This window comes from Neobacillus novalis NBRC 102450, from assembly GCF_001591805.1.
GTDB lineage: Bacteria > Bacillota > Bacilli > Bacillales > Cytobacillaceae > Neobacillus > Neobacillus novalis.
In genome coordinates this window covers 93,798-115,058 of the sequence record NZ_BCVP01000009.1, presented here as the reverse complement: position 1 = coordinate 115,058, position 21,261 = coordinate 93,798, and the positions used below count along the sequence as shown (strand labels likewise).

Here is a 21,261-nt window from a genome sequence, read left to right as displayed (position 1 = left end):
GACAAAACCAAGGTGTATTTGAAAATTGTCAAAATACATCTTGGTTTATAGTTTTTTAGTCGGGTTACTCTTGGCCTGAAAATTTAGTAAACCAAACGAGCAGAAGCTTATCAAAAAGAAAAGCCCACTATACGGTGTTATTGTCACGAGTCAGTCAGATTTATGGAGTATTCAAGTTCTTACTCTTTTGGCATTTTACTTAGATCCATATACAACACATTCCAGCGATGACCATCCAAATCAGCAAAACCGCAGCCGTACATCCAGCCTTGGCTCACTGCCGGCTCACCAAAGATGGTACCGCCAGCCCCTGCAGCCTTCTTTGCCATTTCATCAACTTCTGCCCTGCTCTCTGCATCAATGGATAGCAATACTTCCGTCGCTTGCTTAGTGTCGACAATTTCATGTTGGGTAAAATTTTTGAAAGTGGTATCAGGAAAAAGCATCACCGTAGCATTATGATCCCCGATGATTAATTGTGCTTGATCATGATTGCCATGTTGAGTATTAATAGTAAATCCAAGTTTGGCATAAAACTCTTTTGATTTATGAATGTCCTTTACCGGCAAGTTAATCCAAAATCGTTTTGTCATAGTGATTTTTCTCCTTGTCCATTTAATCTTACTTGTATCGCTAAAAGTTTTGCCATATAGTATTCATCCGTATACTCGCCTGCTATTAAAAGGGAATGTCTTTTTATCCCCTCAATCTCAAATCCCATTTTTTTATACAACGCCAGACCGGCTTCGTTCCGAGCTACAACGGTCAGCTCTAAACGGTGGATTTTCCGTCCAATCGCCCATTCTTCTAGTTTCGTGAATAGCTTTGTTCCAATGCTTTTTCCTCGATAATCCTTTAGAATTCCAACAACGATATAGGCTGAATGTTTGGTTCTTCTTACAGTACCGCCTATTGCAAACAAATATCCAATCAAGGTGTTGTCTTTTTCTGCAACGAATATAGTAGAGTTTTCACTTTTTATCATATTCTCTATTCTAATCTTTTGCTGTTCAGGGGTTACTTGTCTTTCTCCAGCTTCCATCAGCATAAATTTTGATTCTGCCTCAACTTGCAGAATAAGGCGCACTAAGTTTTCTGCATCTGAGACTTTTATCTCTCTAATAACCATGGCCTATTTCCCCCTTTTACTCCTTAAAGGATATTCCTTATATCCTCCAGCCCATACACAAGTTCATTTAGTTTTTCCCCGGCAAATCCCACTTCTATGGTATGGATTTTTTTACCTCCAAGGGCCTCATAAAAAAAGCGAGAGCTATTATCTTCAAGCACTAGAACCAACATGTTTGAGATATTTTCCTGCAGCAGTTCTGCTATGACTGGTTTCACCAATAATTTTCCAAGTCCGTTTCCTTGGTATTCCTTTAAAATATAAATGGCATATAACTCGCCTGCGTAATCGTGATATTTGCCCGTTCTCTCCTTGCCACCAGACGAAAATCCAACAATATCCCCTGCCTTGGTTTCCGCAACATAGACACCACCATTAGGAATGTTGTCCTGCCATAACTGCTCACGGCTTTCATAGGAAAGTTTGTTTAAATATTCGTCTGGAACAATATTGGTATAGGTAGTTCTCCAACTATCAACATGAACTTTAGCGATTCCATTGGCATCAGCTAACACGGCTTTTCTAATCTTCATTCTAACACCTCAGCATTTATCGATTGTTAATCCCTTTATAAATCTCTAAAACTTCTATTAAAAATTGCATGGCGGAACCAGTCTTGGCATAGATTCTTTTTGCCTAATCTTGTTAGATATTGTCAAGAAACCCACTACATTTCTCAGTTTTACTATTAAATTCGCCAAAGCAGTGAAAGACACCTTCATGCATCCTCTTTTAACAGCTGAACAATGGAGAAACTAAAAAAGATAGATGTCAGGCACCACGTGAAATATTCACATGATGCCTGACACCCGTTTTTATATGCTCTCCTGCTTTAGTGCGTCAATGATGTTTTCTTTTTTTACTTTTGCGCTGGAGTAGAGCATGGCGGAACCTACGATGATAAATACGGCGGCAATCACGCAAATCATGCTGATCCACGGAAGGGTGAAGCCATAACGAAAGCTGTTCATCAATGCCTTGTGAATCAAATACATCACGGCAATGCTGATGGGAAGTCCGTAAAGCAACGACTTGATGCCATAAAAAATACTTTCATAATTGATCATTTTGTTAAAGCCTTTTGGTGTCATCCCCACGGATTTCAACATCGCAAATTCCCGTTTTCTGAGGGCAATTGAGGTCGAAATCGTATTGAAAATATTCGCTATCGATATCGCTGTAATCAGCGCAATAAATCCATACGTAAAGACCGACATTAACATAATCATTTGTTCATCCTGCTGTCTGCCCTGATATACATTCTGAACATACATCTTGTTGTCTTTTATTTCTTCGATTTCCTGCTGAGTTTTCATTGGATCCTTACTTTTGAGGTAAAGTAATGTCTGGGTCCTATCATTCACCTTTTCGTTTACCAGTTGGTTCATGACTTGTTCTGAGACGATAATGTTCAATCCGCCGATCTCTACCGGAGAGAATCCCATCGGAAATTGATTGGTTAATGCGGCAATTTTCACTGTATTAGAAAGGACTTCTTTTTCTGTTTCCGGATCTGTATAGGTTAAATCGATTGTGTTGCCAACTTTCGTATGAATGGCCTTCGTTTCAACATATTTTCCTGCTTCCATATCCTCATATGGAATGGTGTCAATTACTATTCCAGCTAGATCTTCTTTTGTTGTCAGTTTATCATAATCTATACCAACGGTTTTTGCATAAGTCTTTAGATTTTGCTCATTTAAAGAGTGAATTTTAACATAATAAGGATATTTTCCGTCCACAAGTACACTCTTATCCTGCTTCACCATTTTTTGCAATTCATCAGCAAGCGATGCTTCGTCTATCCAAGTATTCATATTTAGTTCATTTACCACACTAGATTCCGTTACATCCACAAGGGAAGAAAATGATTTCAGCATTCGAATATCTGAGTCTGTTATTTTACCGCTCACAGATACAGATATATCATAACTTATTCCATCCTGTGAGAGCACAAGCGATTTTTTCAAATTGTCTGTAAAAAATGAGACTGCTAAAAAGAGCACGATACTAATCACAAGTGAGAATACGGTTGCTTGGTACTTGCGTTTGTTTCTTTTTAAATTTTTCAAGCCGATTTCCGCTTCGATTCCAAATAGTTTGCGAACGAACTTTGACGTCTTCACTGATTTACCAGTAAGCTTAACCTCGGTTGTTTGGCGAATCGCATCAATGGCCGATATTCTAGATGCCTTTATTGCTGGCAGATAGGTGGAGATGAAGATTGTCACCATCGAAACCGCACAGGCAATCAAAATTGAAAATGGCGTGACCGTCACCGTTAATTTTTCCGTCATCCCTAATGCCCCTTGAATAATGGAGTTAATCGCCCAAAAGGTAATCCCGATTCCAACCAGGCCGGCAATAATTCCAATCGGGATACTAATCAAGCCAATGATAATTCCTTCAAAGAATACCGAGTTCCGCTTCTGTCTTTTCGTTGCTCCAACACTTGCTAGCATCCCTAGATGACGTGACCGTTCGGAGACGGAAATCGCGAAGGTATTATAGATTAACGAAACGGAACCAACGATAATGACCGCCATTATGATGGCTGATAATGAATAAAGCATGCTGTGCAGGTTGTCGTTATTTGTTACACCATAATAGCGCAATAAATCACTATTAAATTGGGGTGATTCTATTTTATTTTTCTTGGCTAATTGCTTTGCGTGATCGAATAAAGTGCTTTGGATCTTTTTTAAAACAACGGTCGCATTGACTGGATTGTTTGCCCCAATCATGCTTTCGTCTAGATAACTGATGATTGTATACCCCGGCGCCCATGTTGGTTCCCATGTCGGTCGTTTGATAAAGCCAACGACCGTGTAGTTTGCCGTTGTTTTATTTGTCACACTTTCTGACGTTTTCCCGTCCTCCGTTTGTAATGGTTCCGCTTGTCCAAGTACATTGCCCTCATCACCGGTAATTGTACGTTCCCCAACATCTAGGGTTATACGATCACCAATCTTATGTTCTACCTTGGCGTTCGTAGCAATATGCTCGGAAAGAACAACCTCATCATTCGCTTTTGGCAGCCGCCCACTACTCAATTCAATCGGAAACTGCTTAAATCCTTGGGCGTTATACTCCTTGATAAATAGGTAGGGCTTGCTTTCATTTTGTCCACCTTCTAATAGGGCATAGCCACGGTCTCGTGAAATAACGACCTTTTTGGTGGCTTCGTCGTTTTTAATTGCTTCAAGCTGGGCTTTGTTCACATCCTTATATAGGACATGCCATTCCCCATCAGTGGCGATTGACTGTCGTTGCATGAGGTCCATAAAGGAGACCGCCAGGGTTGCCACTGCCATCACCATGGCAACAGAGATAATGACGCCGATGATGGTCACAAGCGTTCGTCGTTTGTTTTGCTTCAGATGACGAACAGTTAATTTATTGACGATATTCACGGGCGAATCACCTCGTCCTTGGCAATCCTTCCATCTTCAATCACAATTACTCTGTCCGCTTGCAGGGCAATCCGTTCATCATGGGTAATGACTAACAGCGTTTGATTAAAGGTTTTATTGAACATTTTTAACAGGTCGATAATTTCACCGCTATTTTTACTATCTAGATTACCGGTTGGTTCGTCAGCGAGCATGATTGCAGGGTTACTAATCAATGCCCGGCCGATGGAAACACGCTGCTGCTGCCCGCCAGAAAGCTGATTAGGCAGGTGGTTTAGGCGGCTATGCAGATTGAGAATCTTGACGATATCGTCAAATTGCTTTTGGTCAACCTTATGTTCATCAAGGAGGATTGGCAGGGTAATATTCTCTTCAACTGTTAGAACCGGAATTAGGTTATAAAATTGATAAATCAAGCCAATTTGCCTGCGTCTAAATATCGCCAGTTGTGTTTCATTTAGGTTGTAGATATCAGTATTGTCAACGAGCACTTTTCCGCTCGTTGGCCGGTCAACACCGCCAAGCATATGCAGCAGCGTCGATTTCCCCGAGCCGGACGGTCCGATAATCGCGACAAACTCACCTTTTTTCACCGAAAAAGAAACATTATCAAGTGCTGTTACCGCCGTTTCACCTTTTCCGTACACTTTAGACAGATTTTCTATTTTTAAAATTTCCATTTTAGTAAAACCTCCATGCTTTTTGCTGTTGTTCATAGTTTATCTGTTTAAAATGACTTTCCAGTGACTGTAAAATGACAGTTTTGTCACTTAATGCTTTTTTTCAAAGCAAAAAAGGCAACACTACGTCAATAAAGTGGCGTTATCCGACAGTAAAAGCGTACTACAACATAGAGAAAGGTTGAGGTTACTGGCGCAAAGCAGAGGCTTACTGGCGGAAAACGAAACATTACTGGCGAACACGTTAAATTACCTGCTTATAAACTTAATCCGAAACTGGGTGCCCTCGCCGTTCTTACTTTTAACATCGATAACGCCATTTTGGCTGGTAATGATGCTATGTGCCATTGCAAGCCCGATGCCGATGCTATCCTCACCGGCATTCTTTCCTTTGTAAAAACGTTTAAAAATATACGGGAGATCTTCCTTGGCGATCCCTTTTCCGTTATCTGTTATGACAATTTCCGTAAACAAAGCATTTTCTGAAAATGAAATGGTAATCCTCCCGCCTTCTTGAGTATGCTCAACACAGTTTTTCAATATATTTATTACGGCCTCAGCCGTCCAATTTAGGTCGCCAACAAAAGAGACTCTATCATCACCGTCAATCAAAACGTTTTGTTCTTTAATGTCCATCGGAATCAGAACCGGTTCTAACGCTTTTTGCAGCAACCTTTTCACCAATATCACATCTTCTTTAAAATGCACCGTTCCGGCGTCAATTTTTGAAAGCTTTAATAAAGAAGAGACAAGCCACTCAATCCGTTCAAGTTGAATGCGAATATTGTGGGTAAATTCCGTTCTTTTTGCAGCGGGCAGATTGGCATCGCTTAACAAATCGGCCATCATCAGCATTGAAGTAAGCGGAGTTTTCAGCTGATGAGAGATATCAGAAATTGCATTGGTGAGTTTAATTTTATCTTGCTGTAAAAGGGAGCGCTGTTCCGATAGCATGATAGTCACCTTATAAATATTGTTTTTTAAAATACTTAGCTCACCTTCGTGATTATCACGGACATCAAGCGAATAATCGCCGCCGCTAATTTGCCGTAAATAGCTGGACAGCTTTTCGATTTCACGATATCGCCAGCTTGTAAATATCCAGCTGCAACCAATTAACAAGGCAGAGATGGTAAAAACAAGTACCGTGGCAGCGAGCGAAAAAAAAGCCGCTGCTATGATGGCGGTAAAATTAAGCAAACACATTGTTAATAAGAGGATTTGAACCTCGCGATTTCGGAGCATACTAATCACCGACCTTGTAGCCTAAACCACGCATTGTTTTAATAATCTGCGGATGTTGTGGGTTATCCTCTAACTTTTCCCGCAGTCTTTTTATGTAAACCGTTAAGGTATTATCATTCACGAAGTCTCCCGCCACATCCCAAATTCGCTCCAAAAGCTGATTTCGAGAGAGAACCTGTCCAATATGGTTGGCAAAAATGAGGAATAATCGATATTCTAAAGCAGTCAATAAAACTTCTTCGCCATTTTTATACACCTTACCTTCAAGCGTATTAATTCGGACATTTTCTATTTCTATTGTCGCTTTTGTCACCGTTTGTTTTTGATAGCGTCTCAATACTGTTTTGATTCTTGAGATTAACTCTCGAATTCGAAACGGCTTAGTAATATAATCATCTGCGCCCATGTCTAGCCCCATAACGACATTGACCTCATCATCAATCGCCGTCAGAAAAATGACGGGTATATCGCTCCGCTCCTTCACAAGCTGACACAACTCATAGCCGCTCCCATCCGGCAGGGATAAATCAAATAAACATAACGCGAATTGTTCGATTTCATCAGCTATCACCTTTTTTGCTGAAGCTGCATCATGGCAAAGAATAGTGGCAAACTGATCCTGCTGCAGTGAATATTCAAGCCCAGCGGCGATTGTTTTATCATCTTCCACAAGCAAAATTTTCATCATCGTATCCCGCCTTTCTCTATCGTCATTATATCAGCATTAAAGGGTGTCAGGCACCATGTGTATTTTTCTAAAGGGTTCCGTTTTCGGGTGTTTTTGTTATTAAAAGACACAAGAATTGACGTATGAATTGGCATACGTCTTTTTCTTAATTTATCAAGGTTTCTACGAAATTCTATTAACTTTGACATAGCAATTGACATCATTATTATGATGTACAATAAGTATTGTACAATTAAAAAAGAGGGTCAAAACTTCTGTCATTTGCACTGCCGTTTTGAGTACCAATTTTATTGATCTTTATTAGCTGGACGATAAAAAGCTGCTGATTCTCGCATCTAGGATCAAGAGGGTCTGAATTTATCAGTTGGGGGATCAGGTTAAGCACTCGATTCTATAAATAGACGGAAAAATTCCGCTTAATGAGTAATTATTATTTAAAAATGCTTAAATAGACGGAGAGATTCCGCCTATTGACTCGAAAAATTCGAAAATGAGGGATTTTGCTTGGCATAATCGGAAAATCTCCCCTTATTTCCCCCGAAACGAGCTCTAATCTGCATCTACCCGGAAAATCTCCGCTTATTTTACTTTTGCTGGTTACTCGATAAAAGACAAGACATCTTATTTAAAAGGGAGTGAGTTTTAGTTCATAAATGCAAAAAAATTCATTTTGATGTGTTACGGTGAACCGTATCACAAGTTCGAAACGGAACCCATTAGATTTTTTCACATGGTGCCTGACACCCTCATTATGACACCCTCATTAACTATTAAAATCAACGGTAATATCAAGGTCATCTGCTTTTCCAATCAATATTTCGAATGGTTCCGATGTTATGATTTCCTTTATCTTCATTTCAGATTTGATATTAATTGTTATTTCTCCTTTATCTTCTACTATTCTCACTGGGTTCATCATGGAAACCTCTAGAACTCCTGCGGAATTTGGTTGAAAGGTAACTTCTCCAACTATTTCTCCCGCTTGGATTTTAACGTTTTCTTTTGGTCCGAAGGTTACGCCGCCACCGTTATTATGAAGAGAAATAGTATATTGTTCATTTGGATTTAATCCCTCTGCACTTACTTGAAAATCAATCATACCTGTTTTTACAAAATCAATTTTTACATGACCTTGGCTATTTTCAAAAGGGACAGTATCATTTTCTACTCCTAATACTTTTCCCTTAATCAACTGAGTCTTGAGTGGTCCAAAGATGGCACTGTCAATACTTCGCCACCAGTTATCACCAAGAATAAAATAATGCCCCTCGGGGATTTTGACCTCTTTTAGTTCAACATTGCTGTTTTTAACCAATTTTCCTGTATGAGACTCCCTGCCGTAAAAAGTATCAAGCAATGCACCATTGATATAAACCTGTCCATGTTTTATTTCAATCTTTTCCCCAGGCATTCCAACTATTCTTGCTATTTCAAACTCACTTGGATTCAAATCCTGATTTTTATCATAGGTAAATTCAGGGGTTTGATAATATACAATATCCCCCCGGGTTGGCGCCTTTTTGGCGTATGCATTTTCGTCCACTACAACTTCACCATGATAATCATGATGTCCTCGATCCATATTATCGTACAGGTGATTAACAATCTTAAAGCCATTGGATATCACAGTTTCTTCGGTCTCTTTTGTGTCATGATCCGTTATTCTCGTTATCCCATTTTTTTCATTGGATCCTTCATTTTGAAACATAGGGATAAATGCTAACAGCAAAAACAGTGCGATGGCGGCTGCACCTGCCATTTTCACAATCACTTTATCCATTATTTTTGCTTGATTTTTGACTTTAGGGTCTTCTGACATCTTTTCCGCCAGAGTATGTTTGATCTCCTGTTTTCTATCATTATTCAAGCTGGGTTTGGGCAGTGAAGCTAGTTTAATATCAATCTTTTCCGTATCATTATTCCTCATTTAAATAGCCCCCTAAATCCTTTAATAACGCATTTCGGGCACGATGATAGGTAGAACGGACCTTGTTTTCACTCCACCCAAGTATTAAGGAGACTTCAGCAACAGCCAGCTGCTTAATCCCTTTTAGGATGAGGACATCTCGGTAATTTGATTTTTGCGATTGAATCGCCAGGAATATGTCCCTGTTTTCCTCATTCAATTGGAGGATTTCCTCTGGTGTTTTACTACTTGGGGGTTCCTTCCCTGCTTGAAGATACAATTCTTTTAATCTGGTTCTTCTTATTCGCCTAAGTTCATCTACTGCTACATTACGTGCAATACTAAACAGCCATGTTTTCGGACTTGCATTTGCTTCATATCTTTCAATGGCTTTAATTGCTTTAATAAAAACCTCTTGCACAAGTTCTTCCACATCTGTAGAACCTAACCGGTAAATCAAGAAATGGTATATATCATCACTGTATAATTCAAACCATTCGAGAATATCTTTATTTCGCAACTTTTCAACTCCCTGCAGTTAAAAATCATTCTTATATATTAGACGCTCTGGAAACTTACTTATCGCACAATGTGGAAAATTTTTAAACAAAAAAACGAGCTTGGAATTCCAAGCCCTCGTGTTCACCTTGTCATTTTGTAATCTCTATTTCAAATGCAGAACCATAAATTCATCATCATAATAAACGCCATTTACGATAAGGGCCTTTTCTTCCAATCCAAAGGCTTTAAATCCTAATCGAGTATAGAGCTTCTTAGCTTTTTGATTACTTGCGGTTACAGTTAAATTTATTTTTTCAATTCCTTCTATACTTCTCGCTTTAATGATGGCTTCTGTGAGCAATGCTTTTCCCACACCTAACCCTTGTTTCTTTGCCGTGACATACATGGCAAAAATGTTTGCCCGGTGCTGGATTTTCGCCCGCTCCTCCTGAACTAAGGTGACCATCCCGATAAGTTCCCCATTATCAAATGCACCAAATGTATAGCTTCCTTCTGCTGTAAAGTTTTGGGCGACCTGTTCAACTGGATTTTTCCTTTTTACAGATTCCTCATAGCTTGTTAAAAATGCTTCCGGATTTTGTTGTAATGCCTCTAATCTTAATGCCCAATAACTTTCTGCATCTGCTGGACCAAGTAGTCTAATTTCCATTATCATTCTCCTCGTTTATCATTTTTGCTTTTCCCTTTCATATTCCATTTATTTTACCATTAGACACGGAAGTCTGAATATATAAATTCCTGTAGAATTCGCTAAAGTTACCTCGATTCCACTGGCCAGATCCTTTGAGGAGCAGTGCAAAAAGATAGAGGGTCAAATGGTTGTCATTGACGGCGGCGATAAAAGTGAAAAAATTGGTTTACTACAAAAACTTCTTAATAACAAACTCATTCTCATTACGGCAGAAAGGGAAACGGTTTATCGGAATTTAGCCCATGTTAATACAATCCATTTACCGGAGTCATTTGTTTAATACATGTTGAGAACCCCTTACGAATGGTAAATTTTGCAACAACATTTAACTGTAATCTTTTCCATCCGCATATTTGTGTATTTTTAAAACAAAATACGATATATAAAAGCTTCCTTTTAAAAGTATTGTCCAATACTAACTTGCAAGGAGAAAATGGGTGAATACGAATGAAACAGTTAAATAAAGAAAAAATTATTACATTCATAAAAATTATTTTTCCAATAATTCTGTTAGCACTGGCCGTTTATGAAATTAAAAAATTCACTGGAAACGTTAATGTTCAAATGCTTCGTCATGAAGTTAGTCAATTGCATTTTGCCAAACTGGCCTTGATTCTATTGATTACTTTTTGTGCTATTTCCCCGATGTTATTCTACGATGTATTGTTAACAAAAATATTAGGAATTAAAGTACCGTTAAAAGAGCTGATGAAAAAGTCCTTAATTGCGAATACCTTTGCAAACTTCATTGGGTTTGGAGGTTTGGCTGGTGCTACTCTAAGAACCTATTTCTATCATGAATACGAAACAGACAAGAAACGACTGTTGAAGATCATTGCATCTGTTTCTCTTTATTTTCTTACCGGTATCTCCTTGCTTGCCTGGGTTGTCCTATTTGGATATAGAGGTTTCCCTCTCCTTCATGATAAAAAATGGCTTTTTGGGGCCATCACAGCTGTAAGTTTATATCTGCCGATTTTTTTCATAGTCTTTCTCATTCAACGAAAAAAGGCGGCCGATTTCGTTTTCGATTGGGGAACAGCATTAAGGCTGCTCTTCGTTTCTTTATTTGAATGGATTGCCATTTTTCTTGTTTTTTGGCTTTTATGTATGCTTTTGAGTATTCCAATTGATTTTGACGATCTTGTTCCTGTATTTATTGTTGCTTCATGCGCCGGTATCATTAGTATGATTCCTGGCGGCTTTGGCTCCTTTGACCTAGTTTTCATTTGGGGTACTCAGTCTTTGGGAGTTCCGGAAGAGAAAGTGGTTATGCTACTGCTCTTTTATCGTATCGGCTATTTTATTATTCCCTTTTTAGTGGGGATCGTTCTATTCATCAAGCATTTTTGGAATAGGTGGAATAAATCGTGGAACCATGTACCGGATGCTATCCTTGTGAGGATTAGCCATATCCTTTTAACTTTCTTGGTCTTTCTGTCAGGACTTATTTTGCTTCTTTCGGCTGCAGTTCCGGGAATTATCGGGAGGTTAAAAATTGCCCAAGAGTTTTTATCGTTTCCGATAATGAATATCTCGCATCAGCTCTCTGTTGCAACTGGATTTATCCTGCTCGGTTTATCACGGGGTATTCAGTACAAAGAAAAAAGGGCATACCACCTTTCGATTGTCGTTTTAATTTTTGCTGCCTTATTCACCTTCTTAAAGGGGTTTGATTATGAGGAGGCATTGTATATTTTAATTGTCGTCGTGCTCTTGATAATTTCTAAAAAGCGGTTTTACAGAGTGCAATTTGTTCTAAGCTGGGGTAAAACCATTTTTGATATCGGTATGTTTGTCGTGATTACCTTGATGTTTCTATTAATCGGCTATCTCAATTTGCCTTCCACCGAAATTAAAGTGAATCCAAAGCTATCACCATATCTGCTTAAAGACTATCATGATTTATTTAAGAGTGCGTTAATCGGCCTGTTTATTGCCTTGATCCTTTTTTTCATTGGCTATTTGTTTAGACGGAATAAAAAATGGGGGCTGGAAACAACTCTACCTCAGGAAGAAAAGATAGTCGACCATTTGAATCAATATAATGGGACGGCCCTAACCCATTTAATTTTTTTACATGATAAATATATTTATTGGAATAAAAAAGACAATGTCATGTTTGCCTACCAAGTATATGCAGACAAGCTTGTGGTTCTTGGAGACCCTGTTGGAGACCGCGACGAATTGCCGCTTGCGATAGAAGAATTCCGAGAAACAGCAGATTTTCATGGGTATACGCCTGTTTTCTACGAGGTCAGTGAGAACATGCTCCCATATCTGCATGAAAACGGTTATGACTTTTTCAAGCTAGGCGAAGAGGCTTATGTTGACTTAGACAGCTTTTCTTTTAGTGGAAAAAAAATGAAGGGTGCTAGGGCAGTAAAAAACAAGTTTGAACGGGAGAATTATCAGTTTGAGATTCTAAACCCTCCCTTTCATGCAGATTTCATGACTGAGCTTAGGGCCATATCAGATGAATGGCTTCAAGGAAGAACGGAAAAAGGTTTTTCCCTCGGTTTTTTTGATGTGGATTACCTCGATAAAGCTGAAATAGCCGTTGTTAAAGCAAATGGAACGGATATCCTTGGATTTGTAAGCATGTTGCCAGTGTATGATCAAAAACAAACGATTTCTCTGGACTTAATGCGCTTCGAGAAGGATGCGCCAAACGGAACGATGGACTTTGTTTTTCTTTCATTATTTGAATGGGCAAAAGAACAAGGATATAAATACTTTCATATTGGAATGGCGCCTTTATCGAATGTGGGGCTGTCAAGATTTTCGTTTTTAAGTGAAAAAGTGGCTTCGCAAATTTTTTTACATGGGCAATTTTTCTATTCATTTCAAGGTTTAAGAAAATTCAAAGATAAATATGCCGATATGTGGCTCCCAAAATACTTAGCTCATCGAAAGAAAACTTCTTTGCCGATCACTATGGCACAAATCACTTTATTAATTGGCAAGAAAAGAAAAACTGGAGACGGATAGACGGAAAGAAAGATTGGCTTTTTTTGAGCCAATCTTTCTTTTTGCATGAAAACTGTACTTGGGTAGATGGTGGCTGCCCGGAAGGCGACCAAGGGTGTTTTGTATGGAACTTATGGGGAGTTTTTTTAGTGTCATCTATCTATTTATTTGTTTTAACATCGATATGGACAATCCGCAGCAAACGAAACATTTCTAACACAAGGATATTTAAACTTAACCAAACTCCGCCAAATATATATTCGACTAGGATATCGCTAGGATCTTGAACACTCAAGAAGATACGGCTGACTGCTATAAGAAGTAATAAAAGAAGTGTCCCTGCGGCGGCGGCTGAGTGAACCCGAACATTATGGGTGTGACGCACGAACACAAAGACAGCAAAGCCATAGATGACAAATGCCATTAGCGGCTGCTCGCTTGGAAATTTATGAAACAAGCGCGCAGCCGAAGTTTGCTCGGGTAGAGTCAAGCTGTGAAATAGCCTTATCAAGCTTTCTTCATATAATTCTCCACCTGAAATAATCAAAAGCCATGCTATTGATTCAAGTACTTTGTTCCTTCCTTTCCAGATAATCCACAAAAATGAACAAGCACATATAATAAATAGGACTTTAGAATTACCCATGAAAGAGAATATCTGCATGAAAGGAGTCCATTCTTGACCAAAAGTTGCCGGAACCAAATAGGTCATTGTTTCATCGAATTCTTGAAACTCATTGTTCAACAAACTTTGAATGACTTCGATCATCAGGATACTTAACACAAGTGTGATGACAACAGTGCACACAATAAATATCCCTGTTCTTTTTCTTGACTTCAATAATTTCATCATTCTATTAATCCCTAAAATTGCTGCACCTTTAATTTGTTCTTTCTTCCTGCGGTATACATACACAATGACCAAAATGAACAAAGCGATTATGATACCAATTAATAAATACTTTTTAATGGATGCATGGAATTGATCCCATTTTGGTCCAAGTACTTTACCTAGCGAAATAAAAGTGGCTACCCAAATAAATGCACCACTATAGGCATATAAAGCGTATGTACGAAATTTAAGATGTGTAATCCCTGAAAAATAGCCAGTGAAATGTCTTACTCCGGGGATAAAATAGGCAATGATTAGCAATTTGTTCCCATACTTACTAAACCATTTTGAGGTGTTCTCCAATCGTTCTGGGCCCAGATGGAATTTCCTACCGTATTTTTCAAAAAAAACAGTACCAAATTTTAAACCAATCCAATAAGCAATCGTCATTCCAATTGAACTTCCCACACCAGCAACGAAAATACTTGTGAACCATCCCAGATGTCCTTGGTAGACAAGAAACCCAGTGTAACTCATAATGAGCTCACCCGGCAGTGGGAGTGCTAACAGTTCAAGCATAAGCGCAATCAATAACAATACATATCCATATTGATCCATATAAGATTTAATCACACCCACAGACAGCCCTCACTTTAATTATTGTATTTAAAGTATTTTCCATTTTTCAATTAACAATACCGTTGTATAGATTGGCTTAATCAAATCCAACATATCTGATAGCCAGCATTATCGGTTAATCGAAAAATCCGGGAGCCCATGTGGGACCCCGGATTTTTACCATGTTAATCATGGTGCCTGACACCAGTTAGCTCCTCTGCTATTTCTTTAGAATGGATTCGATAGATTTATCTGTATAATCTTTGTCTTTTAACGGATTACGAACTTGTTGATTCCAGACGCGGTTACTTTTAATTAATTGACTAAAATCATCATATAAACTTTTGATCCTCTCCCTTTTGACTTCAAAAGATTGGTCCGGGAAGTTGTATTCGATTTTTTCCAAGTTCCCAATCAGCGCAAAGGCAGCTGTTGAGTTGTAAATAAGCGACTGATTGACAAGGTTGGTGCCAATTTCCGAAACTGATTGGTGATAATTTACTATTAACGTAAAGGCTTCAGATTTAAGTTCAAAGTCCTTTTCAACCTCGTTCAGCGGTAAATGGTTAAATAAGTTGATCATGTTGCCGGCATTGCCCATATAGAGAAAACGATAGGGGATAATATTTTCTAAATCATGTGTAAGCGGTCTTCTTTGGTCAATGACATATTGTTCGGCAGCCGCATTCTGCTTTGGAATGATAATAAACTGTACAACAATAAATAGCCCTATCCCCACGACAAGCAATGCAGCAATCAGTTTCCCCAGTTTATTCATGAAAATCCCTCACTTCGAAGTGTTTAATCATTTTCATGCTAGTAGTCACAATTAGTGGTATAACAATTGAAATAAATGGAAGGGCATACCGGGCAATCAATATTCCAAACTGATAAGGTCCATCGATGTGAACCGGTCTTGAAAACCAGATATTGCTGCCAAATAATATCGCTGATAAATACCCCCAAATAACAATAATAAATAGGAGCCAGAGCAGCCAAGTGATTTTCTTTGCCCTCGTAAAGGCTGCTAGATTCAATTCCGCAATTTTCTTCTCATTCCTTTTAACATTTTTAGCTAAAAGTAAATAGAAGATTCCTAGGACCAAACACACGAAAAACAAGCTGTAATTCAACAAAAGACCCATACTTAAAAGAGAAAACGGAATCGTCACAATCCAAGCGATAAGGATATAAATATATGTGATTTGAAACGCTTTAAAGCGAAACTGATTAATCCAGACGGGGATATTATCATCAATTAAGTCATCAATTTTTGTAATACTGTTTTTGGCTTTGGCAATCGCCTCGCGTTCATTCAATCCTTCTGCCATTAAATGAGATACCTTCGCTTCCAAATTTCCTAAAATCTCATCCTTCAGGTCGCTAACACCACGATGGTTTTTATATTTTCGGAACAAGTGATCGACATATTTTCTTAGTTCATTCATTGCTTTTCCCTCCCCTTATAATTAGCTGATCAATCAGTTCCTTCGCGGCCGCCCATGCCTCAATTGCTTGTTCATAAGCCCCTTCACCACTGGGGGTGATTTTATAATACTTTCGTCTGCCACCTTGACTTTCGTCACCCCAATAGGCGAAAATCAGTTTTTGTTTTTCAAGCCTTTTTAAGCTCGTATAGAGTGAAGGTTCTTTTAGTTCAAATTTTCCATTGCTTTGTTCAAATATCGATTTAATAATTTCATATCCATAGTTATCACCTTCACTCAACACACGAAGAATCATCGTATCAATGTGGCCGCGAATAAGGTCGCTGCTTATTGGAGTCTCTGCCTGCATAAAATAACCTCCTCTGTTGTTGTATATTGTAACACATATTACTATGTATGTTGAAGTAATAGGGTGAAAAAAATTTAAACGATTTTGTTATATTGTACAAAACTGAAAAAAGAACTCGGGGTGGCCAAGTTCTTCTTTATTTGTTATTAAATTTAATCCACCTGATACAGCATAAACCCAGTGGTAGTTCCCCTCATTTTTTCATCATCGCTAATTCTTTACGATCTTCAGCTAAAGGCGGCTGCTCTAACCAGCCGTTGTCAATCATCAAATCCAACCAATCGTTTCCGATTTTCAAATCTCCTGAAATCGCCAGCATATATTTTGGAGTCAAGTCTCTTCTAGGTGATGACGCCCATCCGGTTCCGTAATAAACCATCGCAGTGGAGAATAAGAATCCAACTTGAAACATCATCAGCTTTTCCGAAAACGGAGAAGTGGTAGAATTGGTGATTTCCGCATCTAACATAGGTGCTGCCGGCAGGTTTTCATTATTCAATAGGTCAAGAAACATTTGGACATGACTGTTTTTCGTATTCATCGCTTTTAAAAAAAAGTCACAAACTTTCTTAGAATTGGCCACTTGACTAAAGGCAACTGTGAGAGTTTTTGTCAGGATGCTTTTTTTCATATTAAAATAGATATCAGTTATCTCAATACAGCTTAAGGGTCTTTTTTCACCAAACCATCCCGCTAAAAATTTTTCGTCTTTGACAAAATCCGGTTTTTCTGGAGGTAAAACTGCTGGAGGGCGAAAGTATAAGCCTTTTTCTAGCAAGGTATTCTTGGTTCGATTACATAATTCAACTGCAGATATGTTACAGCCCCTAAAATAATCACGAACGTCCTGTCGTGAACAGGTTGTGACTGCCGCGCTGTACCCATGACAGCCATGGATGGACATGATATTTATATAATGTAAACACAATACATCTGAAAATAGCCGTGGACTGTTAGAATTCATGTCATCGTTTGTAAAGCCGATTGGAACTGGAAAACCTTCACTCACAAGAAACTCTTTAATTTTCTCCTGATGTTGGGTGCCTAGCGAAATTGCCAATTCAAAAATTTCTCTAATGTCCACATCCTCTAGGTGTTCCAACATGTGTTTGTGAAAGCAAAGTCCAGCAGTTTCGTTTAAATACTGTGTCCATAAAGCAGCAATCTCTGCAGAAGTCAATTTCGGTTTATGGAGGGAGTTCAACCCAAGCACCTCGCTGTTTTTTCCATAGGTTGTCTTACTTTACTTCGGAATATTCTCGATTGATCATTCAACGTAACCATTAAAAGAAAAAGACTACCATAGGCAGCCATTCTTTAGGGAAAAACCTGGTGTTTATATCGGGAAAATGCAGATAGTTCTCTAGTGGATTCGGTGGCACGTTCTTTGTTCGTACCTATGCTCATACGGCACGTGTTTTTGCTCCACGTTATTACCGGCAAGCTTTATGGGAATGAAATTATTTGTTAATAATCGGAAGTTATCCAACTGTGCCATTAAAGGTTGAATCTGGTGTTCGCGTATAACGATACCCTTTTTTTCTAGGAATTTTAAAATATTTTCAGTCATTCCTCTCTTCCCCTTCCATGATTTTAATAAGTCGTGCAGGATGTAAAAAAAATCATGAGGCCCCATGGTTAATTATACCATTTAACAACGCGAAATGTTATCGCTTTCATAATATTTTGTATTGTTTATTTAAGAAGACGGAACAACATTATTCTCTAACATACAGTACCCGTAAATATCGCTAAAGTGGAATATCAGAAGCTGCTGCGGTTAAACTATGAGAGGTTACCATTGGAACAAAGGCGGTGTTAATTTTGTCAGATTTTCTGGAATCCATTGAGTATGAAACGGGTACAGCTATTCAAACGTTTAACATTATTGAAGTCATGGAACATGCTGAAGGTTTTGAAGTACTTTTGGATATCGATTTAGACAGCGGGTACGAATTGGAAGGCGTTAAATTATTGGTTACTCATGAGGACTTAGATGCCTACGAAACAAATGATATTCAAGAAGGAGTTAAATATGCTTTAGGCTTTTTTGATCAAACCTTGGAGGCGAGTCAACTGGAAATTAAAAATAAGAGCCGAAAAGAACCCTTAAAAAGTACGGAGACACGAAGTCAAGAAGAACAAGCGTTAAAAGAAAAGTACAATATTAAAGACGATGACAGGGCATGGGAAGATGACCGCTTATAGGGCCATCTTTCCTTCCTCTATTCATACTGAGCTTTAACTTCTGGCAGTGTTTGATAAGTCGAATTTTTCCTCAAGATTTCAAGGATGTTAGCAACTAACTCGTTCATTTCCTGACCATCATTACTCTTATCACATTCCGACCATTCAAAATGCTGTTCTCCGCTATTAATCCAAACGTTCATTTCATAGCCTTTATACGGCTTCTGATTACATTCCTTTGATAGCTTTTTCTCTCCAAGGTAATTGGAAAAAATCATCCGTTTATAAATGGCGTTCATTTCACTTTTTGAAAATTGAAAGTCGCTAACAGTAACGGTTTCCCCATTCTGTAAATCTTTAATTAACTTTTGTCCTTTTGTGTCGATGACGTTTTGCTTTCCTACCCCATATTTTAACTCAAAGGCAAAATAATCCTCTTTGTCGACATCATAGGAAATGGTTAATAGGTCAGTGAAATCCGGGCATTGTTCAAGAATGTATTTTGTTTCTGTCTCCGATTCTTGCTTCTGAATACCTTTACAGACATAGGTGGTTACTTCCCCTTGACCAAATTTATCTTCGGTGGTATCTATTTGTATGGTTAGTTTTGAATCATGATTAGCTAAGTCGTGATAAATAGGATCGCCTTCATCCGTATATCGGGTAAGCCTTACCTTATCGTCTTTACCAGATTGTACATGTTCAACAAATAGATTTAACCGTTCGATATTTTCCATCATGCCGTGAATTTCTTTAACTTCGTTACTGGCAGGTTTTTTATTTTGCCCGCTGTTAGTAGGCTGGTCACCGGCAACACCTTTATCTAATCCGCAGCCGGATATAAAAACAGTCAATAACGTGATTAAAACAATTGAGGTTATTTTTTTAAACACAAGCATACACATCCCTTTATAGAAAAAGACGAGTTAATGCTGGAAAGGTTTCTTAACTCTTTATTCTTTGATTTTATTTTTAGTGATAAAATCATGAATGTGCTTGAAAACTTCCTTTGCAGCATCAATGGACGCTAACGTATCCCCTTTTATTTCTAATCCATGGTCAGCCGTGGGAATGACGACCGTACTGACATGTTCATTTTTTTTCAGGGAAGAAATCTGTTCTTCAAGATAATGATGGTCTTCATCCCCGATTACACAAAGGGAAGGCAGCTGAGTTTTCAATAGCGCATCATATACAGCGTCAATTTTCAAAAGCGGAGTTAACCAAATTCCGATCGCATTTTTGATGAAATTCCGTTGCTTCCATTCATTAGCCATCGGAATCGTGCCAATCGATTTGCTTAACACAATACACTGTTCATATTTGGTAGCTTTCAGAACCTCCGCGACAACCGCCTTCACATCGTCGTACATCCAACTATCTTGCTCTTGATTGTTAAGTTTTTTAAAATGTTGATTTTTTCTAAAGTTGTAATTGATATGTAGAACATCCACATTTTGATTCAAACATACTCCAGTTGCATAATGAAACAGCGGCCGCTCCGTAGAATAACCTAGTCCTGGCAGCATGATGCAAATGCTTTTATTTGGTTGTTCACCGCGAATCCACGTATAAGGGATGGTGGATTGTTCATTTCTTTCAACTTGGCCTTCCGTAATTTGATACATTTGTTTCACCTCTTTGGGGAGCCTGTAAATTTGAATTCCGCAATTTTGCCACTTTCTAAAAAGCCGATATTTTGATAAACCTTATTGGAGTCAGGATTTTTAAAGTCTGCATACAGCATCGGAACTAGTTTCTCAGATTCAATGATTCGACATAGCTCTGCTACTAGCGCACTTGCGTAGCCCTTTTTTCGATGTGACATCGGTGTAAATACTGAATTAATCCGTGCATGTCTTGGAGAGCGATGAGAAATATTCGCCATCGAAACTGGCTGACCATCAACAATCCAAAGATATAGATTTCCTGTTTGTAACATGGTCTCCGCCTTGGCTGCCTGGGTATTCGGTTCAACAGCTGTCCCAAAAGCATCTCTTAAGAATCCTGCTAGATATTCTGCGACGGTATCCGCATCCTGCAACTTTGCTGCTTGGATTTTACCTGGAACATTTGCCGGCTTGATTACTTTTGGACAATAATAGGCTTCCATTACCATTTCGGTTTCGTATTGAAGATGATTCTTTTTTGAAAAAATGTCCGCAAACATTTTGGCAGTCTCGGGTTCGCCGGTTACCCCTGGTAGCGGAGCCCCATTAAGATGGTTGACCAATTCTTGAGTAAGGTTATCCCGTTCCTCGGCCGTCACCCCTTTTGAAATCCACAACCAGCCGCTATGCCCCGGTGTTTGCGCAAAAATCATTTTTCCATCTTGCGTTTTGCAGGATAAAATATTACTGCCTTCAGTGATTCGATGAAACAGATTGAATTGTACCTCGTCAGATTCAAAGACACTACCTTGGGCAATTGCCTCATCATTTGAGACAAGTATTGAAAACATATTCGCTTCCTCCTAGGGGAAAATAACTTATTTTTTCTGGTACTTTTTATCCTAAAAGCTTTATTACTTACTGAATGTTGATTTCACTGTGTTTGAAAAATAAACGGGAAAATTCCGTTTAA

21 protein-coding genes are annotated in these 21,261 nt (G+C 38.6%); 3 read left to right on the top strand and 18 right to left on the bottom strand.

The features are described 5' to 3' along the window. Positions 1 to 179: 179 nt before the first annotated feature. The 10 genes from BANVL01_RS06440 to BANVL01_RS06395 all read right to left on the bottom strand — a co-directional run bounded on the left by BANVL01_RS06440 (position 180) and on the right by BANVL01_RS06395 (position 10,232). Positions 180 to 593, bottom strand: a complete 414-nt coding sequence (locus BANVL01_RS06440; RefSeq protein WP_066083225.1) for a VOC family protein — start codon at positions 591 to 593, stop codon at positions 180 to 182. Further along, positions 590 to 1,129 carry a GNAT family N-acetyltransferase gene (locus tag BANVL01_RS06435; RefSeq protein ID WP_066083224.1) on the bottom strand — a complete coding sequence of 180 codons (540 nt, stop codon included), beginning with the start codon at positions 1,127 to 1,129 and terminating at the stop codon, positions 590 to 592. Before BANVL01_RS06435 ends, BANVL01_RS06440 begins: the two co-directional genes overlap by 4 nt. Positions 1,130 to 1,152: 23 nt before the next feature. Beyond that, complete coding sequence (locus BANVL01_RS06430; protein ID WP_066083223.1) at positions 1,153 to 1,662, bottom strand: GNAT family N-acetyltransferase; 510 nt, start codon at positions 1,660 to 1,662, stop codon at positions 1,153 to 1,155. A 282-nt stretch (positions 1,663 to 1,944) separates the two neighbouring features. Beyond that, the gene (locus BANVL01_RS06425; RefSeq protein WP_066083222.1) at positions 1,945 to 4,542 is read right to left on the bottom strand and encodes an ABC transporter permease; all 2,598 of its coding nucleotides are present in this window, start codon (positions 4,540 to 4,542) and stop codon (positions 1,945 to 1,947) included. Continuing rightward, positions 4,539 to 5,222, bottom strand: a complete 684-nt coding sequence (locus BANVL01_RS06420; RefSeq protein WP_066083221.1) for an ABC transporter ATP-binding protein — start codon at positions 5,220 to 5,222, stop codon at positions 4,539 to 4,541. Before BANVL01_RS06420 ends, BANVL01_RS06425 begins: the two co-directional genes overlap by 4 nt. A 249-nt stretch (positions 5,223 to 5,471) precedes the next feature. After that, positions 5,472 to 6,428, bottom strand: coding sequence for a sensor histidine kinase (locus BANVL01_RS06415; RefSeq protein ID WP_439951347.1), 957 nt, complete (start codon positions 6,426 to 6,428; stop codon positions 5,472 to 5,474). 40 nt (positions 6,429 to 6,468) lie between these two features. Continuing rightward, positions 6,469 to 7,152, bottom strand: a complete 684-nt coding sequence (locus BANVL01_RS06410; protein WP_066096111.1) for a response regulator transcription factor — start codon at positions 7,150 to 7,152, stop codon at positions 6,469 to 6,471. A 766-nt stretch (positions 7,153 to 7,918) separates the two neighbouring features. Further along, a complete protein-coding gene (gene lepB, locus BANVL01_RS06405) occupies positions 7,919 to 9,082 on the bottom strand; it encodes a signal peptidase I (RefSeq protein ID WP_066083219.1) in 1,164 nt (387 codons plus the stop codon). Further along, positions 9,072 to 9,581 (bottom strand): RNA polymerase sigma factor, encoded by a 510-nt coding sequence (locus BANVL01_RS06400; protein ID WP_066083218.1) that lies wholly within the window; start codon positions 9,579 to 9,581, stop codon positions 9,072 to 9,074. Before BANVL01_RS06400 ends, lepB begins: the two co-directional genes overlap by 11 nt. Before the next feature lie 144 nt (positions 9,582 to 9,725). After that, the gene (locus tag BANVL01_RS06395) at positions 9,726 to 10,232 is read right to left on the bottom strand and encodes a GNAT family N-acetyltransferase (protein WP_082804889.1); all 507 of its coding nucleotides are present in this window, start codon (positions 10,230 to 10,232) and stop codon (positions 9,726 to 9,728) included. Positions 10,233 to 10,317: 85 nt separating this feature from the next. Here BANVL01_RS06395 and BANVL01_RS26600 point away from each other — a divergent pair, with 85 nt between their 5' ends. Beyond that, a complete protein-coding gene (locus BANVL01_RS26600) occupies positions 10,318 to 10,554 on the top strand; it encodes a YwrJ family protein (protein WP_488262278.1) in 237 nt (78 codons plus the stop codon). A 167-nt stretch (positions 10,555 to 10,721) separates the two neighbouring features. Beyond that, the gene (gene mprF, locus BANVL01_RS06390) at positions 10,722 to 13,265 is read left to right on the top strand and encodes a bifunctional lysylphosphatidylglycerol flippase/synthetase MprF (RefSeq protein ID WP_066083216.1); all 2,544 of its coding nucleotides are present in this window, start codon (positions 10,722 to 10,724) and stop codon (positions 13,263 to 13,265) included. Between the two features lie 139 nt (positions 13,266 to 13,404). Here the strand turns inward: mprF and BANVL01_RS06385 are convergent, their stop codons facing one another. The 5 genes from BANVL01_RS06385 to BANVL01_RS06365 all read right to left on the bottom strand — a co-directional run bounded on the left by BANVL01_RS06385 (position 13,405) and on the right by BANVL01_RS06365 (position 17,704). Continuing rightward, positions 13,405 to 14,715 (bottom strand): VTT domain-containing protein, encoded by a 1,311-nt coding sequence (locus tag BANVL01_RS06385; RefSeq protein ID WP_082804888.1) that lies wholly within the window; start codon positions 14,713 to 14,715, stop codon positions 13,405 to 13,407. Positions 14,716 to 14,914: 199 nt separating this feature from the next. Continuing rightward, a complete protein-coding gene (locus tag BANVL01_RS06380) occupies positions 14,915 to 15,472 on the bottom strand; it encodes a DUF4825 domain-containing protein (RefSeq protein WP_066083215.1) in 558 nt (185 codons plus the stop codon). After that, the gene (locus BANVL01_RS06375; RefSeq protein ID WP_066083214.1) at positions 15,465 to 16,142 is read right to left on the bottom strand and encodes a permease prefix domain 1-containing protein; all 678 of its coding nucleotides are present in this window, start codon (positions 16,140 to 16,142) and stop codon (positions 15,465 to 15,467) included. Before BANVL01_RS06375 ends, BANVL01_RS06380 begins: the two co-directional genes overlap by 8 nt. Further along, positions 16,135 to 16,491 (bottom strand): PadR family transcriptional regulator, encoded by a 357-nt coding sequence (locus BANVL01_RS06370; protein ID WP_066083213.1) that lies wholly within the window; start codon positions 16,489 to 16,491, stop codon positions 16,135 to 16,137. The genes BANVL01_RS06375 and BANVL01_RS06370 overlap by 8 nt, the downstream gene beginning before the upstream one ends. Positions 16,492 to 16,684: 193 nt before the next feature. Next, complete coding sequence (locus BANVL01_RS06365; protein WP_082804887.1) at positions 16,685 to 17,704, bottom strand: DUF3231 family protein; 1,020 nt, start codon at positions 17,702 to 17,704, stop codon at positions 16,685 to 16,687. A gap of 611 nt (positions 17,705 to 18,315) precedes the next feature. Here BANVL01_RS06365 and BANVL01_RS28160 point away from each other — a divergent pair. Next, positions 18,316 to 18,699, top strand: a complete 384-nt coding sequence (locus tag BANVL01_RS28160; protein ID WP_235845493.1) for a hypothetical protein — start codon at positions 18,316 to 18,318, stop codon at positions 18,697 to 18,699. Between the two features lie 17 nt (positions 18,700 to 18,716). On the opposite strand, the gene BANVL01_RS06350 is transcribed toward BANVL01_RS28160, so the two are convergent. Genes BANVL01_RS06350 through BANVL01_RS06340 form a run of 3 tightly spaced genes read right to left on the bottom strand, consistent with a single transcriptional unit; the run spans position 18,717 to position 21,139 of the window. Further along, on the bottom strand, positions 18,717 to 19,571 hold the full coding sequence (locus tag BANVL01_RS06350) for a DUF4362 domain-containing protein (RefSeq protein WP_169803140.1): 855 nt from the start codon (positions 19,569 to 19,571) through the stop codon (positions 18,717 to 18,719). 60 nt (positions 19,572 to 19,631) lie between these two features. After that, on the bottom strand, positions 19,632 to 20,306 hold the full coding sequence (locus BANVL01_RS06345) for an alpha/beta family hydrolase (RefSeq protein WP_066083209.1): 675 nt from the start codon (positions 20,304 to 20,306) through the stop codon (positions 19,632 to 19,634). Between the two features lie 5 nt (positions 20,307 to 20,311). Beyond that, a complete protein-coding gene (locus BANVL01_RS06340) occupies positions 20,312 to 21,139 on the bottom strand; it encodes a GNAT family N-acetyltransferase (protein WP_066083208.1) in 828 nt (275 codons plus the stop codon). Positions 21,140 to 21,261 lie beyond the last annotated feature (122 nt).

Bases quoted from the DNA above. Each gene is read 5' to 3' on its own strand.
- BANVL01_RS06440 (WP_066083225.1), bottom strand. From the start codon at position 593: ATGACAAAACGATTTTGGATTAACTTGCCGGTAAAGGACATTCATAAA.
- BANVL01_RS06435 (WP_066083224.1), bottom strand. From the start codon at position 1,129: ATGGTTATTAGAGAGATAAAAGTCTCAGATGCAGAAAACTTAGTGCGC.
- BANVL01_RS06430 (WP_066083223.1), bottom strand. From the start codon at position 1,662: ATGAAGATTAGAAAAGCCGTGTTAGCTGATGCCAATGGAATCGCTAAA.
- BANVL01_RS06420 (WP_066083221.1), bottom strand. From the start codon at position 5,222: ATGGAAATTTTAAAAATAGAAAATCTGTCTAAAGTGTACGGAAAAGGT.
- BANVL01_RS06415 (WP_439951347.1), bottom strand. From the start codon at position 6,428: ATGTGTTTGCTTAATTTTACCGCCATCATAGCAGCGGCTTTTTTTTCG.
- BANVL01_RS06410 (WP_066096111.1), bottom strand. From the start codon at position 7,152: ATGAAAATTTTGCTTGTGGAAGATGATAAAACAATCGCCGCTGGGCTT.
- lepB (WP_066083219.1), bottom strand. From the start codon at position 9,082: ATGAGGAATAATGATACGGAAAAGATTGATATTAAACTAGCTTCACTG.
- BANVL01_RS06395 (WP_082804889.1), bottom strand. From the start codon at position 10,232: ATGGAAATTAGACTACTTGGTCCAGCAGATGCAGAAAGTTATTGGGCA.
- mprF (WP_066083216.1), top strand. From the start codon at position 10,722: ATGAAACAGTTAAATAAAGAAAAAATTATTACATTCATAAAAATTATT.
- BANVL01_RS06380 (WP_066083215.1), bottom strand. From the start codon at position 15,472: ATGAATAAACTGGGGAAACTGATTGCTGCATTGCTTGTCGTGGGGATA.
- BANVL01_RS06375 (WP_066083214.1), bottom strand. From the start codon at position 16,142: ATGAATGAACTAAGAAAATATGTCGATCACTTGTTCCGAAAATATAAA.
- BANVL01_RS06370 (WP_066083213.1), bottom strand. From the start codon at position 16,491: ATGCAGGCAGAGACTCCAATAAGCAGCGACCTTATTCGCGGCCACATT.
- BANVL01_RS06345 (WP_066083209.1), bottom strand. From the start codon at position 20,306: ATGTATCAAATTACGGAAGGCCAAGTTGAAAGAAATGAACAATCCACC.
- BANVL01_RS06340 (WP_066083208.1), bottom strand. From the start codon at position 21,139: ATGTTTTCAATACTTGTCTCAAATGATGAGGCAATTGCCCAAGGTAGT.